This is a genomic window from Thiomonas arsenitoxydans, assembly GCF_000253115.1.
GTDB classification, from domain to species: domain Bacteria; phylum Pseudomonadota; class Gammaproteobacteria; order Burkholderiales; family Burkholderiaceae_C; genus Thiomonas; species Thiomonas arsenitoxydans.
On sequence record NC_014145.1, the window covers coordinates 3,702,381 to 3,718,505 of the forward strand.

A 16,125-nucleotide genomic window follows, 5' to 3' on the forward strand; every position below is an offset into this window, starting at 1 on the left:
GTTCCGGTGCTTTTTTACGCCCCGCTCCCCACGCCCGCTCCCAATATGGAACTGATCCTGCTCGGCATTGCCGCACTCTTTGCCGGGTTTGTCGATGCCATTGTCGGCGGCGGTGGTCTGGTACTCGTACCCGCCCTGTTTGCTGCGTTTCCCAACGCGGCTCCTGCCACGCTGTTTGGCACCAACAAAGGCGGCGCCATCTGGGGCACCTCGGCGTCAATGTGGTCGTATGTGCGCCGGGTTCAGCCCCCTTGGTCCACTGTGGCGCCCGCCACCCTTGCAGCGTTTGTCGGCGCGCTTGGCGGCGCCTGGCTCATCACACAAGTCAAGTCGACTGATTTTCGGCAGGCCCTACCTTTCATTCTGCTGGCCGTATTGCTCTACACCCTCAAGCGCAAGGATTTGGGACATCACCATGCCCCGCACCTGAGCGGCGGCGCCGAGCGGGCTCTGGCAGTGGGCGGCGGCCTGCTGATCGGTTTTTACGATGGATTTTTCGGGCCGGGCACTGGTAACTTCTTGATTTTCCTGTTTGTTCGTGGCTTCGGCTTTGATTTTCTCCATGCCTCGGCCAGCGCCAAAGTCGTCAACGTGGCCTGCAATCTTGCGGCCCTGCTGGTGTTCGCCAGTAAAGGCCACGTCATGTGGCAGTATGCCGCGCTCATCGCGGTGTGCAATATTGCGGGTAGCCTGCTGGGCACCCGGCTCGCCTTGCGCCGTGGCACGCACTTCGTGCGCGGCGTCTTTCTGCTGGTCGTCGCGGCGCTCATTCTCAAGACCGCGCACGATGCGTTTTTTTGAACAAACATAAAAAAAGCGCCGCCTGTTGCCAGTGGGCGCTTCATCTGAAACACGGCGTTGAAGCACGGCACATGGCCGCCAGACTTATTTTTTCATCGGGCAGGTGTTCATGCCGATGATGGAGTACAGCGGGCAGAATTTGAACAGGCCCGTGACCAGCGGCACAATGCCGATCCAACCCCAGACGCCGATGGTGCCCATCAGGCTCAAGGCGATCAGAACGATGCCCACAATAATGCGCAGAATGCGATCGATACCGCCGACGTTGAATTTCATGGTCCACTCCTTGAAAAAAGAATATCGCAATTTGACACCGATTCGTGCGGGCGCACAGTGACCTCGGTCACACGCGTCTTACCCCGACACCTCCCCGGCGGCCACTTGGCGCAGCACGGCGGGCTGCAGAATGTCGATCTTCTCGCGCGACAGCCCCACCCACCCGGCCGCTTCGAAGCGCTTGAGCAGGCGCGTGACGATCTCCCGCGCCGTGCCCAGCCGGTCAGCCAGTTGCTGATGGGTGCTCTGCAGACGCGGCCCTTGGCCCAGCAGGGCTTGCGCCAGACGTTGATCCAGGCGATGAAAGGCCAGCGCATCGATCAAGGCAGTCAGGTCGGCCATGCGCGCAGCAAACTGGCCGAGAACGAACCGGCGAAAGGCCGGAGCGCATTGCAGCCAATGTCCGAACAATTCAGGACGGATCATCCACAGCGCCCCCTCGGTCTGCATTTCCGCAAAGGCCGTGAGCACCTCACCCGAAAACAGGCTGGCCGACGACACCAGGCAGATTTCACCCGGCGTCAGGCGATACATCTCCAACTGCCGCCCGGAGGGCGCCATGCGAAACACGCGCGCCTCGCCAGACAACACCAGCGGGAACCCGCCGCAGTTCGCGCCGGGCGCGAAAAGCTGCGTTCCGCGCGGCACCTGCATGACGGTCGCCCCGCCAGCCCATTCCGCCTCCAGCTCAGCGGTGGGCACAGAGGTCATCGAGGGATAAAGCTCTTGCAGTTCGCGCAGGGTTTGCATGGAATTGAGTCGAAAGATCAAAATAATGCGGTTCGTGGATATGTTTCACGTGAAACAAAGCCCGACCAAGCTGCCGCACCGGGTAAACCCGCATAAAATGATCGGGTTGAGGAGACACACAGTGAATTATCCGCGTAACTTTGATGTCGTTGTCATCGGGGGTGGGCATGCCGGCACCGAGGCGGCTCTGGCCGCTGCGCGCATGGGCTGCGCCACCTTGTTGCTGACGCACAATATCGAAACCTTGGGCCAGATGTCGTGCAATCCGTCGATAGGCGGAATCGGCAAAGGACACCTCGTCAAAGAGGTGGACGCGCTGGGCGGCGCAATGGCCGAGGCGACTGACGAAGCAGGCATCCAGTTCCGCATTCTCAACGCCAGCAAAGGCCCCGCGGTGCGCGCTACCCGGGCGCAGGCCGACCGTCAGCTCTACAAGCGTGCCATACGCGGACGGCTGGAAGACCAGCCCAATCTGTGGCTGTTCCAGCAGGCGGCCGATGATTTGCTGGTGGAATCGACCGGCCAAGCCGAGCGGGTTACAGCCGTGGTGACACAGACGGGCATCCGCTTTCGCACCCGCACCGTGGTGCTGACCGCTGGGACGTTTCTGGACGGGAAAATTCACATCGGACTCGACCAATACGCCGCCGGGCGCGCGGGCGATCCGCCCTCGCTGCGTTTGTCCGCCCGGCTGAAGGCGCTCGCACTGCCGCAGGGGCGGCTCAAGACCGGCACGCCGGCGCGCATCGACGGCCGCACCATCGATTTTTCCAAGCTCATCGAGCAGCCGGGCGACCTCAACCCGATGCCGGTTTTCAGTTTTCTCGGCTCTGCCGATCAACACCCTGCACAGGTCGCTTGCTGGATCACCCATACCACCGAGCAGACGCACGACATCATTCGCGCCGGGCTCGATCGCAGCCCGATGTTCACCGGAGTGATCGAAGGCGTGGGCCCTCGCTATTGCCCGAGCATCGAGGACAAGATTCACCGCTTCGCCGACAAGTCCTCACACCAGATTTTTCTCGAACCCGAGGGGCTGCAGACCAACGAGTTTTACCCCAATGGCATCTCCACCAGCCTGCCCTTCGATGTGCAGATTGCCATGGTGCACTCGATTCCGGGGCTGGAAAATGCCCATCTGCTGCGTCCCGGCTATGCCATCGAGTACGACTATTTCAACCCGATGGCGCTGAAAACCTCGCTGGAAACCAAGTCCATCGATGGGCTGTTCTTCGCCGGGCAGATCAACGGCACCACCGGCTACGAGGAGGCCGCTGCGCAAGGGCTACTGGCGGGCATCAACGCCGCGTTGCAGGTACAGGGCCGTGATCCTTGGTGTCCGCGGCGCGATCAGGCCTATCTCGGCGTGCTGGTTGATGATCTGGTGACCAAAGGGGTGAGCGAGCCCTACCGCATGTTCACCAGCCGCGCCGAGTACCGGCTCAGTCTGCGCGAAGACAACGCCGATCTGCGCCTAACCGAGATCGGCCGCGAACTCGGCGTGGTGAACGACGCCCGCTGGGATGCGTTCTGCCGCAAACGTGACGCCATTGAGCGCGAGATTCAACGGCTGCGCACCACCTGGGTCACGCCGCAAAGCCTTCCGCCCGAACAGGCTGAAGCGCTGCTGGGCAAATCCATCGAACGCGAATACAACCTTGCCGACTTGCTGCGTCGCCCCGAACTGCGCTACGACACCCTGGCCGCGTTCCCGCACCCCGCTTTCGCCCCGGAATTCCCGCTGGGCGAGACCGAGCGCGAGCAGGTTGAGATCCACCTCAAATACGCCGGTTACATCGAACGCCAGCAAGATGAAGTCGAGCGCGCTGCGCAGCAGGAATCATTGCGCCTGCCGGCCGATCTCGACTACCGAGAAGTGTCGGGACTGTCGATCGAAGTGCAACAAAAGCTCAATCAAGCCCGCCCAGAGACGCTTGGCCTGGCCTCGCGCCTGTCGGGCATGACCCCCGCGGCCGTTTCCTTGCTGTTGATTCATTTGCGCAAAGGCGTCCTCAAAAAAGCGCTCAAACTGGAAAAGGATGCCCTCGCGTGAGTGCGATTACCCCCCGCACCGCTGGCGGCTTTTCCCTCGAAGACTTTTTGCACCAAACACTGTCCGCGCTCCAACTCGACTTTACCGCGCGCCAGCGCCAGCAATTGCTCGACTACACCGCCTTGCTCCAACGCTGGAACCGGGTGTTCAACCTCACCGCAGTGCGCGATCTGGAAGGCATCGCCCGACTGCATCTGGCCGATTGCCTGGCCGCACTACCCGCTCTGCAGCGCCTAGCTCCCCGGCGCCTGTTGGACGTCGGCTCGGGCGGCGGCCTGCCCGGCATCGTGTTTGCCATCGGCCTGCCTGAGGCGGAAGTTCATCTGATCGATACGGTGCAGAAGAAATGCGCCTTTCTGCAGCAGACCTGCGGCAGTCTGCAACTCAGGCAGGTCAACGTCCATCATGCGCGCGTCGAGGCTCTGGCCGATGCACGCGGTTTTGATTGCATTACCAGCCGCGCCTTCAGCGATCTGCCTTTGCTGATTCAGAGCACCCGACACCTGCTTGCCGACGGCGGCCAGTGGTGCGCCATGAAGGGCCAAGCGCCTCAAGATGAAATCATGGCATTGCCCGCGGATGTGGCCGCGCAGGTAGAACCCCTGCAGGTGCCTGGGCTCGATGCACAGCGTTGCCTGGTGTGGCTGCGGCTGACGTCTGCTGGCCGCTGATTTCGTGGCCGAGCCATCGGCTCCGGCACAATACAGCCTCGGTTGAGCCAGAAGTCTGTAGGACTCCTCACTCAGCACCGTTTCACGTGAAACATCGGTTTTCTGGAGAATCGGCTTGGCGCAGATTTTTTGCATCGCAAACCAAAAAGGTGGCGTCGGCAAGACCACCACCAGTGTCAATCTGGCCGCCGCCCTGGCGAACATCGGCCAACGCGTTTTGCTGGTCGATATGGACCCGCAGGGTAATGCCACCATGGGATCGGGCGTGGACAAACACGCCCTTGAGGCCTCGGTTTACGAAGTTTTGATCGGGCAGGCAGAGCTTGCCCAGGCCCGGCAACGCAGCGCCAAAGCCGGGTACGACCTCATCGGCGCCAACCGCGAACTGGCCGGCGCCGAAGTCGAGTTGGTCAGCCTGCCGCAGCGAGAGCGCCGACTCAAGACCGCGCTCGCCACCGTCGATGCCGACTACGACTTTATCCTCATCGACAGCCCGCCCGCCCTGGGCCTGCTCACACTCAACGGTCTTTGCGCCGCGCACGGTGTCATCGTGCCGATGCAATGCGAGTACTTCGCCCTCGAAGGGCTGTCCGATCTGGTCAACACCATCAAACAGGTGCACGCCAACCTCAACCGCGATCTGCGCATCATCGGCCTGCTACGGGTGATGTTCGACCCGCGCATCACCTTGCAGCAGCAGGTCAGCGAACAGATTAAAAACCATTTTGGCGACAAAGTGTTCAACACCGTCATTCCCCGCAACGTGCGCCTGGCCGAAGCGCCAAGTTACGGCTTGCCCGGCGTGGTGTTCGACCCAAGCAGCCGCGGCGCCAAAGCCTTCACCGAGTTTGCCCAGGAAATGGTTGACCGCCTGGCCGTGGCCGCATGACCCGCATTCTGCTGCTCCCCGGCTGGCAAGGCTCGAGCGACGGGCACTGGCAGCGCCAATGGGAAAGACTTTACGGCGACATCGTGGTGGAACAGGCCGACTGGGACTTTCCGCGCCGCGGCGACTGGATCGCCCGGCTGGAAGACGTCATCCTCGCCCAGCCCGACCCGGTCGCGCTCGTCGGCCATAGCCTGGGCTGCCACCTGATCGACGCTTGGTCGGCCAGCACGCGCCATGCCGACCGCGTCGTCTGCGCACTGCTGGTCGCGCCGCCCGATCTGCAGAGCGATGAACTGCCCGCCGCCTTGCTCCCCTGGCGACACCTTTTGAGCCAAGCGCCGCTGCCCTTCCCCGCGACCCTCGCCGCCAGTACCGACGACCCCTATTGCCGCTGGCAGGCCGCACAGCAGCTCGCCCAGCGCTGGGGGGCCCGCTGCGCCAACCTCGGCGGCTGCGGACACGTCAATGCCGCGTCCGGCCTGGGCGATTGGCCCCATGGCCGTCAACTGCTGGACGCGATGCTGCCGCCCGCCCAACACCCTACCGCCCTTTTTTCTGCTTGATCACCCAGCTTGATCCGTCTCACGCTCATGGCAACCAAAAAACCCAAAGGACTCGGCCGCGGCCTCGACGTGCTGCTCGGCCCCTCCGTCGAACTCTCGGAAACCGACGCCGCCGCACTACGCGAACTGCGGCTGGACGATCTCGTGCCCGGCCGCTATCAGCCCCGTGCGCAGATGGACGAGGGCGCCCTCTACGAACTGGCGCAGAGTATCAAGGCGCAAGGCGTAATGCAGCCCGTGCTCGTTCGCGCCCTGCCCGATGGCCGCTATGAAATCATCGCCGGCGAGCGCCGCACACGCGCCGCCCGCCTTGCCGGGCTCGACAGCGTGCCCGCACTGGTGAAAGAGGCTGACGACCGCACCACCCTGGCCATGGCCCTGATCGAAAACCTTCAGCGCGAAGACCTCAATCCGCTGGAAGAAGCCCGCGGCATCGCCCGGCTGATCGAAGAGTTCGGCCACACCCACGAGCAGGCCGGGCAAGCCGTCGGCCGCTCGCGCACCGCCACCAGCAATCTGCTGCGCCTGCTGCAACTGAGCGAGACCGTGCAGACCATGCTGCTGGCGGGCGATCTCGACATGGGTCACGCCCGCGCGCTGCTATCGCTCGACAAGGCGCAGCAGGTTCAGGCCGCACAGCAAATTCTGGCCAAACGCCTGAGCGTGCGCGAAGCCGAACGGCTGGTGGCTCGCACCCAGCAAGCGCAGAACCCGGGCGCCACGCCCAAAAAAGCCAAAGCCGCCAAAGATCAAGACTGGAAGCGGCTGGAAGAAGAACTGTCGGAACGCTTCACCGCCCCGGTTGAAATTCGCAGCAAGGCAGGCCGCAAAGGCCAGCACGGCGGAGAAATCGCAATTCGATTTTCCTCTCTGGACGAGCTCGACGGGCTGCTCGCGCTGCTGCGCGGCGGTGATACCGCTCAACCGTAATTACTGCAACGCCGACGACGCCGTCGCAAAGCGGCAGGCCGAATGCGCATCGGCCCGCCCCACCTCGCTGCCCAGCGTCAGCCAGTACGCTGCCAGACGGCGGCAGACGATGCTGAGTTCGGCGCTGAGTTGAGGGTGTTGCTGCAAGGTCTGCAGATTACGGCCGATTTTCTGCATGACCGCAAGACTGGGCTTGTCCGCGTAAAACGTCATCAATGCCAGGGTTCCGGCCAACAGCGGCTCGGCGGAGTCGACTCGGGTTTTCTGGGTATTCGGCATAAAAATCGCATGGCTGGCTAATGTGCTGGAGGACTAGTCCACACAAGGCTGGCGAGCAAAGCTGCGAGAAATCAACTACTTGGTCAAAATCAACTTGTCCTGCCGCGTTAAACGCAGTTGGTAAGTCTGCCCCTGATGGCGAATCTGCACCACAGAGCCTTGCCGGAAAAGATCGCGCGAATGCAGGGTCAACCCCGCGTTCGCACCCGGCTCCAGCGCGGAGACTACGTTCGCCGCTCGCGGCAATGGCTTGCACAGCCCCGGGTTCATCGTGACCACTCCATCGCTGCCCACGTCAGCAGCAGCACCACCAACAGACTGAGCCCAAGTTCTGCATATCCCATGATCGATCTCCCAAGTCAGGTCGGCCCGGAATCAGACCCACCGAGGCGAAACGCTCTGCGCCATCGCCTTGGGGCTATCTTATTGCGAATAATTCTTATTTGTAGGAATGCCCTCATGATTCAGAGGGAATAGCGTGAACAGACCCTAGTCGCAATACAGCTCGGTGCGATTACGCCCGCCCTGTTTGGCGCGATACATCGCCTGATCGGCCATCGACAGCACCCGGTCGATGCTCTGCACCGGCGCATCGCATCCCGCGATGCCCAGACTCAGGCTCAAGCGCACCACCCCGGCCGAGGTCTGGAACGGGTGCGCCGCGACGAACTCGCGCACCCGTTCCGCCACCTCCAAGGCCTGCGACGCGCGCGTATGCGCGAGCAGAATGCAGAACTCCTCGCCGCCCATGCGAGCGAACACATCGCCCTCGCGCAAAAGCGACAGCACCACCTGGGCAAACTCCACCAGGATTTCGTCACCCACCGGGTGGCCATAGCGGTCATTGATCTGCTTGAAATGGTCGAGATCGATCAGCATGATGCAAGGCCCTGGCTGCCCTGCGGGCCGCGTCCGCAGGGCGTGCTCGACCATGGCGAAAAATCCGCGCCGGTTCTGCAGCCCGGTCAACGGATCGGTGTGGGCCAGCGCGCGTAGTTGCTGTTCAAGGTGCTTCTGCGCTGAAATTTCGACCATGCCCGTGACAATGCAGTCCTCCCCGGCAAAGCGCAGCGGGCGCATGGACAAGAGCGCGTCCACACCCTGCCCTCCAACCGTCTTCAGCCGCACTTCAGCCTGACGCACCGTGCCTTCGGCTTGCGGACGCTCGAGCAACTGCAGGCGCTGCGCCGGATTTTCGTAAAAATCGGTCGTGAACACGTCGCCGTGCGAGAGATCATGCGGGTCGAACAGCACCTTCGCCGCCGCGTTGTAACGCAACACCCGGGAATCGGCCACACGCACCAGCACCAGTGGCATCGGCGAGGCGTCGAACAAGTGTTCGAGGTTTTCCTCGCTTTGCTCGGCGCGCTGCCGCGCCTGCTGGGCCGCCTGCGCCTGCTGTTCGAGTCGGCGTCGGTCCAGCCACGCCAGCCGCATGCCCCGGCTGAGCGAGACCGCAATCTGCCATCCGGCCACGTTGGCAAAGCCGAACAGCACCAGCGCGATATTGACGTATTTGGCGTCAAAATGCAGCGAAGTCCAGACAACGAACGCGAACAGTACGGTAAACACTCCGCCCACCCACATCGCCTCGCGTCGCATCACGGGCACATAGGCATAGCCGGCAAAGATCAGCGCCAGCGCGGTGATCGAGTGATAGTCCGCGCTGCCGCCATAGGCCAGCACCACCAGCAGGAACAGCACCATGATGCTCAGCTCGAAGCCGAGCAGCGCCGTCGCCACACGGCGCACATCCGGCACCTCCTTGGCCCGACCCACCCGCGCCAGCCACAGGCCCCAAGCCAGAATGCCAAAGCGCGCGACCAGCAAGCTCCAGTACACCGCCGTTGGACCGAGCACCGAAAGGTCGGTAAAGGTGGCGGAGAGAAAGGCCAAGGCGCCGTAAAGCCCGATCTGCCGCACCCGGTGGCCGATCACGCCCCATTCCGCGCGGATGAATATCTCGTCCTGCTGGCGGTCAGAGAAAAGCCCGTCCCTCCCGATGTGCCAGGAAGGATCCGCTTCACCGGGGGGCGCAACCACATGCAAAGAGTCGTACATGGACAAATTGGCACATCAACAAAACACGCATCGTATTGCCCAGACTACGCTTCGCAAAACTTGCCCTCCAAACGGAAGCGGAATAGTTCACAAAACCGGCCCGAGTTGAAGTCAACCGTCATCAAGCCCCTCCTAAGATGCCGCAAACAGCAGAAAATTCGTCTCTGGCGCACCCGACTTCCTCTCTCTGCATGTCAACCACGCTCTTGAGCCATCTCCCAGACGCCGACGCCACGCCCCGAGCCTGTGACGAGCGCTGGCCCTTGAGCCAAACCCAGCAAGACATTCTGCTGCGCCAAGAGTTGCTCGGCAGCGCCATCTACAACATCGGCCTGACCGTGAGCATCGACGGCGCGCTCGATGTGCTCGTGTTGCAGCGCGCCATTCAGGAAGTCGCCGCCGCCGAACCCATGCTGCGCGCCCGCGTGGTCGAGACCTCTCAAGGAAACGCCGGGCCGCCCCAAGTTTCCTTGACCCCCTCGGGGGGCGGGCTGGGCGCAGCCCGGCCCTGGGGGCACTCAGAAGGCCCGCGGTGGCAAATCGCCTCGGCGCAGACTTGGCGATTGCCCTACACCGACTTTTTCGCCGAGACCCACAGCCCCGACCGCGCCGCCCGGCTCGCCGCGCAAGCCATCGAGGCGATCAAAACCGAACCTACACCCCCGCAAGGCCCCCTCCTCTGGAAATCCGCCCTGTACCGCACCGCCGCGCAGCGCTACGCCTGGCTGCTGTGCTTCAACCACCTTCTGCTCGATGGCTATGGCGTCATGCGGGTCGGTCAGCGCATCGCTCAACGCTACAACGAGCTGCTGGACAATCCCCTGAGCGCCCCGCCGCAGCCCGGACCCGACTACGCACGGTTCCTCGAAAGAGAACAGGCCTACCTGCAGTCCGCCCGCTTCGAGCGAGACCATTCCTTCTGGCAGCAACGCATCGCAGGCGCCCAAGCGTTGGCCGCGGTTTCGGCCCCCGACCTTCAAACGCCACCCGAACCGCTGGTGCATCAGTGGCGCGTTAGCCCATCGATCTGGGCGCACTATCTGCAACAGGCGGCCGAACAGGGCCTGACCCCGGCGCAGGGCGTCCACTTTTTTCTGGCAACGTACATCGCGCGTGTGACCGGACAGGCCGATGTGCTCATCGGCATGCCGCTGCACAACCGCAAGGATGCCCTCGACAAACAAACCGTCGGTCTGTTTGCCAACACCCTGCCCCTGCGACTCCACACCGCTGAAGACGACCGTCTGCCCAGCCTCATGCGCGCGCTGGCCGAAGACACCCGGCAGATCCTGCGCCATCAGCAATATCCGCTCGACCGCGCCCTGGCGCGACAGCCGCACCGGCAGGGCATCGCAGGCATGCCCTTCGACCTGATGGTGTCGTTCGAAGACTTCGATCCGCACGCCACGCTGGGAAACGCCCGCCTGTCCTTCGCCCCCTTCCGCGGACAACCCGGGTTTGCACCGATCGCCGCCTATGTGCGCCAATACGGCAACTCCGAAAATCGGCCCATCGATCTGGTGATCGACCCCCGCGCCCCTGCCGCGCTGCGACATACCGAATTTCTCAGCGCCCGCCTTGATCAGCACCTGGCCGAACTCATCGCCCATCCGCAAGCCCGTCTGCGCGATCTCGACCTGCTGTGCGCCCAAGAGCGCGCCGCACTGGCCGCGCTGAACCGCACCGCCCAGCCCCGCCCGGCGCCGCAGTGCATGCACCTGCTCGTCGCCGAACAGGCGCGCGCCACGCCGCAGGCGGTTGCGGTGCGCTTCGGCGACACCCAGCTGAGCTACGCCGAGCTAGAGCAGGCGGCCAACCGCCTGGCGCACACCCTGCGCGGTCTGGGGGTGCAACGCGACGTGCTCGTTCCCGTCATCATGGAACGCCGCGCCGAACTCGTCGTGGCCCTGCTCGCCGTGCTCAAGGCCGGCGGCGCCTACGTTCCGCTGGACGCGGACCTGCCTCCCGAACGCCTGCAGCGCATCCTGCTCGATACCCAGGCCCGCGTCGTACTCGCGCAGCCGTCGCTGCACGCCGCCGTGCGAGCGGCCGCGGCTTCGGAGACGCCACAGCTTCTCGATGCCGATCTGACGCCGCCCTACGGCGACGTTGACGCCCCCGTCACCGAAAGCACGCCCGACGACCTCGCCCTGGTCATCTTTACCTCGGGCTCCACCGGGCAACCCAAGGGCGTGATGATTCCGCACCGCGCCCTGTGCAATCACAAGCTGTGGAACGCCCGCGTGCTCCAGTTCGGCCCGCACGACCGGCTGCTGCAAAAATCCTCGCTGAGTTTCGACGCGTCGATCTCAGAATTTTTCATGCCCCTGATCTGCGGCGCGGCGGTTCACCTCGCCCCGCCTGGCCTGCAGCGCGATCTGCCCGCCCTGTTGCAATTCGTGCGCGAACAGGGCATCACCCACCTCACCCTGGCACCCACCACCGCCCGGGCGCTGGTGGACGACCCCCAGCTGCCCGCCTGCACCAGCCTGCGCTACGTTCAGTTCGGCGGCGAGCCGCTGGACGCCGCCCTTGCCGCGCGCTTTCAGTCGCTGCTGCCGCAGCCCACCCTGCTCAACTACTACGGCCCGAGCGAAACCACCGAAGACAGCACGCTCTACGTCGTGGACGGCCCCATCACCCAGACGCGCGGCAACCTGCCCGTCGGACGACCGATCGACAACACCCGCGCCTACGTGCTCGACGAGCAGTTGCGGCAAATACCCTTCGATGTCACCGGCGAAATCTGCATCGCCGGTCTGGGCGTGGCGCGGGGCTACCTCGGCCAGCCCGAACTCACCGCCGAGCGCTTTTTGCCCGACCCCTTCTGCCCCGGTGAGCGCCTGTACCGCACCGGCGATCTGGGCTACTGGTCGGCCGATGGGCAGCTGCACCTCGTCGGCCGCAATGACGAGCAGATCAAGATCTGCGGTTTTCGCATCGAAATCGGCGAAATCGAACGCCGCCTCGCCGCCCACCCCGCCGTGGCGCAGGCGGCGGTCGTTTCCTGGATGCCGCGCGAAAACGACCCGCAACTAGCTGCCTATGTCGTTTGGCGCGAAGGCCAACAGCAGACCCCTCTGAGCACCCTGCAGCAGTCCCTACAGACCTTGCTGCCTCACCATGCAATGCCCTGCTCATGGCAGATTTTGACCGCCATGCCATTGGCTGCAAGCGGAAAAATTGACAAGCGGGCGTTGCCCACCCCGCAGTGTCTTTCTACCGCCCAGGCGCAGGCGCGGACATTACCGAATACTCCTACGGAAAAGACCCTGTGGGCTATCTGGAGTGAAGTGCTGCACACCGATGACTTTGGCGTGCATGATCACTTTTTCGACTTGGGTGGTCACTCGCTCACGCTCACCCAAGTGCGCTCTCGAATCCAAACCCAGTTCGGACTTGAACTGCCCCTGGCGCTTCTGTTCACTTACCTGAGCATCGACAAACTCGCTGCTTATCTGGATCAGCACGCCCTCCCAAATATCGTCACGGTCGGAGATTCGCCTGCTGAGGGCGCAGACAACTCAGGCTTCGAGACAGAGTCGCTTCGACAGCCACGTCTTGCACAAACAAGCACGCCAGAAATCAGTGCCGAAGAGTATTCCGCGATAGCACCAACGACGTCGCGCTCCGGCATGCGGCAACTTGTCTCGATCTCTTCCTCGGGCGACTGCGAGTCTGGCTATTTGCCGACTTCGTTATCTCAACGTCGTATGTGGGTCATTCAGCAGTTTCATCCGGATTCGGTCGCCTACAACATCACCGCGCCGTTGCGGCTACGAGGAACTCTTGATCTGTCTTTGTTTAGACAGACCCTCGATCTTCTGATCGCGCGCCATGAAGGGTTGCGCACCCAGTTCGCCCTGCGAAATCAGGAGCCCGCGCAAATCATTCTTCCTGCGTCACCTGCGAGTCTGGAATTCATCGACCTGCGAGGGATAGACGAATCCGATCGTGAGCAAACCGCCAGACAGATAGCGCAAGCGTTTGCTGCCCAGCCTTTTGATCTTGCCACTGCACCACTTTTCCGCGTTGCTCTCCTGCGAACGCGGGAAAACGAGCATGTGCTGCTCTGGGTCCTGCACCACACCATCTCCGACAACTGGGCGATATCTGTGCTGACACGAGACGCTCTCAAGATTTACTCCCGGCTGCATCAAGGCCAGACCGATCCGTCCAAGATGGGCCTGCCAGAACTGACGACTCAGTATTCTGATTACGCAATCGAGCAACGCAGCCCGCGCGCCGCTGAGGCACGTCAGGCTCACATGGCTTACTGGGTGGAACAGCTGCAGGGCTTAACTGATCTTCTTTTGCCAACCGATTTTCCGCGCCCATCCGAACCAAGTTTCAGGGGGCGCACGCTACATGCGCAGTTGTCCGAGTCTTTGATTCAGGCGCTACGACACATCGGCGTGTCCCACGGCGCTACCCCTTTCATGCTGCTGCTGGCCAGCTTCAACGTGCTGCTTGCGCGCCTGAGCCGCAGCACCGACATCGCCGTCGGCACGCCCATCGCCAACCGCCACCATGCCGCGACCGAGCAGCTTGTGGGCACCCTGGTCAACACCCTGGTGATGCGCAATACCGTCGAGCCGCAAGCCACCTTCGACCAGCTAGTCCAGCAAGTGCGCGACACCGCGCTCACGGCTTACGCTCACCAGGACGCCCCGTTCGACGAGCTGGTCGAACGGCTCGAAGCCCAACGTGCAGACCAGCCACAGGGCTTGGTACGGGTGCTGTTCAACGTGCTTAATGCGCCCATCGGCCAACTGGCAGACGTACCGTTCACTTACGAAGTTTTCGACTTCGATAGGGTTTCCGCGCAGTTCGACCTGTCCATCCACGTCGATACCGAATTCAGCCGTCACATCCAGCTCGAATACTCCACCGATCTGTTCAGCTTGGATACCGCGCAGCGCCTGCTCGACAGCTATGTTTTCCTCACCGAGCAACTGCTGGCGCAACCCGCTCTGCCCGTGTCGAGTCATGCCCTGGTCACGCCCGCCCAGCGTGCCGTGCTCGATCAGTGGAACACCACGCCACAGCCGCTGACCGCGCCGCTCACCTTGCCCGCCGCGCTGCAGCTCGACGCGCCCGACCGCCGCGACCACCTCGCCCTCACCGACGCACTGGGCCATACGCTGCGCTACGGCGAACTTCACGCCCGCGCGCTGGGCATCGCCCACCACCTGCGCCAGATGGGCGTGGGACGCGGCGACCGCGTCGGGCTGTGCCTGCACCGTCACGCCGACATGCTCGCCGCGCTGCTGGGCGTGCTGCAGTCTGGCGCCGCCTATGTCCCGCTCGACCCCGGCTTTCCGCCCGAGCGCCTGCATTACATGGCCACCGATGCTCAGCTGCGCTGCCTGCTCACCCAGACCGCCCTGCTGCCGCTATTGGCCAATGCCGACGTGCCGCAACTCGCGCTCGACAGCGCGCCGCTAGCCGGACTTCGCCGCGACGCCCCCCTCCCGCCCGACCCCGCCCGCGACGCCCGCCCCGACGACCCGGCCTACCTGATCTACACCTCAGGCTCCACCGGACGGCCCAAGGGGGTGGAGGTGCCGCACCGCGCCGTGGTGAATTTTCTGCGCAGCATGGCGCGCGAACCCGGGCTGCAAAGCGACGACGTCCTGCTCGCCGTGACCACGCTCTCGTTCGACATCGCCGTGCTCGAACTGCTGTTGCCGCTGACCGTGGGCGCGCGCGTGGTGCTGGCCGATCACGCCCAGTCGCGCGATCCCTTTGCCCTGCGCGACCTGCTGCAAACCAGCCAGGCCACGGTGCTGCAGGCCACGCCCTCGACCTGGCGCATGCTGCTCGACGTCGGCTGGCCCGGCAACCCCGACCCCTTCCGTCCCCCCAGACTTCGCGCCTTCATCGGCGGCGAAGCCCTGCCCGCCGATCTGGCGCCGCGTCTGCTCGCCGCCTGCGCCGAAGTGTGGAACCTGTACGGTCCGACCGAAACCACCGTCTGGTCCACCTGCTGGCAGGTGCAGCCGGGGCAGCCCATCGTGATCGGCCGACCCATCGCCAACACCCAGGTCTGGATACTCGATCCGCAGGGCCAGCTCTGCCCCATCGGCACGCCGGGCGAAATCCACATCGGCGGCGCCGGCGTCACGCTGGGCTATTTTCAGCGGCCCGAACTCACCGCCGAGCGCTTCATCCCCGATCCGTTCAGCGCCGATGCCCAGGCCAGTCTGTACAAAACCGGCGATCTCGGCCGCTGGCGGCACGACGGCCAGCTCGAACACCTCGGCCGTCTCGATCATCAGGTGAAAATTCGTGGCTTTCGCATCGAACTGGGCGAAATCGAAGCCGCGCTGCGCGAGCAAGCCGGCGTGGCCACCTGCGTGCTCACCACCTACGCCCCCACCCCTCAAGACGTGCGCCTCGTCGCCTACCTCGTGGCGAAACCGGGCGCCGCGCCCAATCCGGCCGATCTGCGCCAGGCCCTGCGCGCGCGCCTGCCCGACTACATGGTGCCGCAGCACCTCGTGCCACTCGACGCCTTGCCCCTGCTGCCCAACGGCAAGCTCGACCGCGCCGCCCTGCCCGCCCCCCAAACCGCCGCTCCGGCGGCGCACACGCGCCAAGCCGCACGCCTGCCGTCCACGCCGCAAGAGCAGCAGATCGCCGCCATCTGGCGCGAGCTGCTCGGCGTCGAGCGGGTGCAACTCACCGACAACTTCTTCGATCTGGGCGGCCACTCGCTGCTGGCCATGCGCGCCGTCATCGCCATCGAGCAGCAGCTCGGCTGGCGCATCGCCCCGCGTCGGCTGATTTTCGAAAGCCTGGGGCAACTCGCCCGCCCCGGCGCTGCTGAACCTCACACCGTCTGAG

12 protein-coding genes are annotated in these 16,125 nt (G+C 63.9%); 7 read left to right on the plus strand and 5 right to left on the minus strand.

What is annotated here, in order from left to right:
- Positions 1-45: 45 nt before the first annotated feature.
- Complete coding sequence (locus THI_RS17470) at positions 46-801, plus strand: sulfite exporter TauE/SafE family protein (RefSeq protein WP_013107574.1); 756 nt, start codon at positions 46-48, stop codon at positions 799-801.
- A gap of 84 nt (positions 802-885) precedes the next feature.
- Here the strand turns inward: THI_RS17470 and THI_RS17475 are convergent, their stop codons facing one another.
- On the minus strand, positions 886-1,077 hold the full coding sequence (locus THI_RS17475; RefSeq protein WP_013107575.1) for a YgaP family membrane protein: 192 nt from the start codon (positions 1,075-1,077) through the stop codon (positions 886-888).
- A 78-nt stretch (positions 1,078-1,155) separates the two neighbouring features.
- A complete protein-coding gene (locus THI_RS17480) occupies positions 1,156-1,827 on the minus strand; it encodes a Crp/Fnr family transcriptional regulator (RefSeq protein ID WP_013107576.1) in 672 nt (223 codons plus the stop codon).
- 97 nt (positions 1,828-1,924) lie between these two features.
- Between THI_RS17480 and mnmG the strand changes: the two genes are divergently transcribed.
- The 5 genes from mnmG (at position 1,925) to THI_RS17505 (ending at position 6,936) form a co-directional block, all read left to right on the plus strand.
- Positions 1,925-3,883, plus strand: a complete 1,959-nt coding sequence (mnmG, locus tag THI_RS17485; protein WP_407830078.1) for a tRNA uridine-5-carboxymethylaminomethyl(34) synthesis enzyme MnmG — start codon at positions 1,925-1,927, stop codon at positions 3,881-3,883.
- A complete protein-coding gene (rsmG, locus tag THI_RS17490; protein ID WP_013107578.1) occupies positions 3,880-4,554 on the plus strand; it encodes a 16S rRNA (guanine(527)-N(7))-methyltransferase RsmG in 675 nt (224 codons plus the stop codon). The genes mnmG and rsmG overlap by 4 nt, the downstream gene beginning before the upstream one ends.
- A 115-nt stretch (positions 4,555-4,669) precedes the next feature.
- Positions 4,670-5,443: a ParA family protein gene (locus tag THI_RS17495; protein ID WP_013107579.1), complete on the plus strand. Its 774-nt coding sequence runs from the start codon at positions 4,670-4,672 to the stop codon at positions 5,441-5,443.
- Positions 5,440-6,006: an RBBP9/YdeN family alpha/beta hydrolase gene (locus THI_RS17500; RefSeq protein WP_013107580.1), complete on the plus strand. Its 567-nt coding sequence runs from the start codon at positions 5,440-5,442 to the stop codon at positions 6,004-6,006. The genes THI_RS17495 and THI_RS17500 overlap by 4 nt, the downstream gene beginning before the upstream one ends.
- 27 nt (positions 6,007-6,033) lie before the next feature.
- Positions 6,034-6,936: a ParB/RepB/Spo0J family partition protein gene (locus THI_RS17505; protein WP_013107581.1), complete on the plus strand. Its 903-nt coding sequence runs from the start codon at positions 6,034-6,036 to the stop codon at positions 6,934-6,936.
- Here the strand turns inward: THI_RS17505 and THI_RS17510 are convergent, their stop codons facing one another.
- The 3 genes from THI_RS17510 to THI_RS17520 all read right to left on the minus strand — a co-directional run bounded on the left by THI_RS17510 (position 6,937) and on the right by THI_RS17520 (position 9,276).
- Positions 6,937-7,215 (minus strand): hypothetical protein, encoded by a 279-nt coding sequence (locus THI_RS17510; RefSeq protein ID WP_013107582.1) that lies wholly within the window; start codon positions 7,213-7,215, stop codon positions 6,937-6,939.
- Between the two features lie 75 nt (positions 7,216-7,290).
- Complete coding sequence (hemP, locus tag THI_RS17515; protein WP_013107583.1) at positions 7,291-7,485, minus strand: hemin uptake protein HemP; 195 nt, start codon at positions 7,483-7,485, stop codon at positions 7,291-7,293.
- A 219-nt stretch (positions 7,486-7,704) separates the two neighbouring features.
- Entirely contained in the window at positions 7,705-9,276 is a 1,572-nt protein-coding gene (locus THI_RS17520; RefSeq protein ID WP_013107584.1) for a sensor domain-containing diguanylate cyclase, read from the minus strand.
- A 191-nt stretch (positions 9,277-9,467) separates the two neighbouring features.
- On the opposite strand from THI_RS17520, the gene THI_RS17525 reads away from it, so the two are divergent.
- Positions 9,468-16,124: a non-ribosomal peptide synthetase gene (locus tag THI_RS17525; protein ID WP_231836274.1), complete on the plus strand. Its 6,657-nt coding sequence runs from the start codon at positions 9,468-9,470 to the stop codon at positions 16,122-16,124.
- Position 16,125 lies beyond the last annotated feature (1 nt).

Coding starts and splice junctions, on each gene's coding strand:
- THI_RS17470 (WP_013107574.1), top strand. CDS start 46: ATGGAACTGATCCTGCTCGGCATTGCCGCACTCTTTGCCGGGTTTGTC.
- THI_RS17475 (WP_013107575.1), bottom strand. CDS start 1,077: ATGAAATTCAACGTCGGCGGTATCGATCGCATTCTGCGCATTATTGTG.
- THI_RS17480 (WP_013107576.1), bottom strand. CDS start 1,827: ATGCAAACCCTGCGCGAACTGCAAGAGCTTTATCCCTCGATGACCTCT.
- mnmG (WP_407830078.1), top strand. CDS start 1,925: ATGATCGGGTTGAGGAGACACACAGTGAATTATCCGCGTAACTTTGAT.
- THI_RS17500 (WP_013107580.1), top strand. CDS start 5,440: ATGACCCGCATTCTGCTGCTCCCCGGCTGGCAAGGCTCGAGCGACGGG.
- THI_RS17505 (WP_013107581.1), top strand. CDS start 6,034: ATGGCAACCAAAAAACCCAAAGGACTCGGCCGCGGCCTCGACGTGCTG.
- THI_RS17510 (WP_013107582.1), bottom strand. CDS start 7,215: ATGCCGAATACCCAGAAAACCCGAGTCGACTCCGCCGAGCCGCTGTTG.
- hemP (WP_013107583.1), bottom strand. CDS start 7,485: ATGAACCCGGGGCTGTGCAAGCCATTGCCGCGAGCGGCGAACGTAGTC.
- THI_RS17520 (WP_013107584.1), bottom strand. CDS start 9,276: ATGTACGACTCTTTGCATGTGGTTGCGCCCCCCGGTGAAGCGGATCCT.
- THI_RS17525 (WP_231836274.1), top strand. CDS start 9,468: ATGTCAACCACGCTCTTGAGCCATCTCCCAGACGCCGACGCCACGCCC.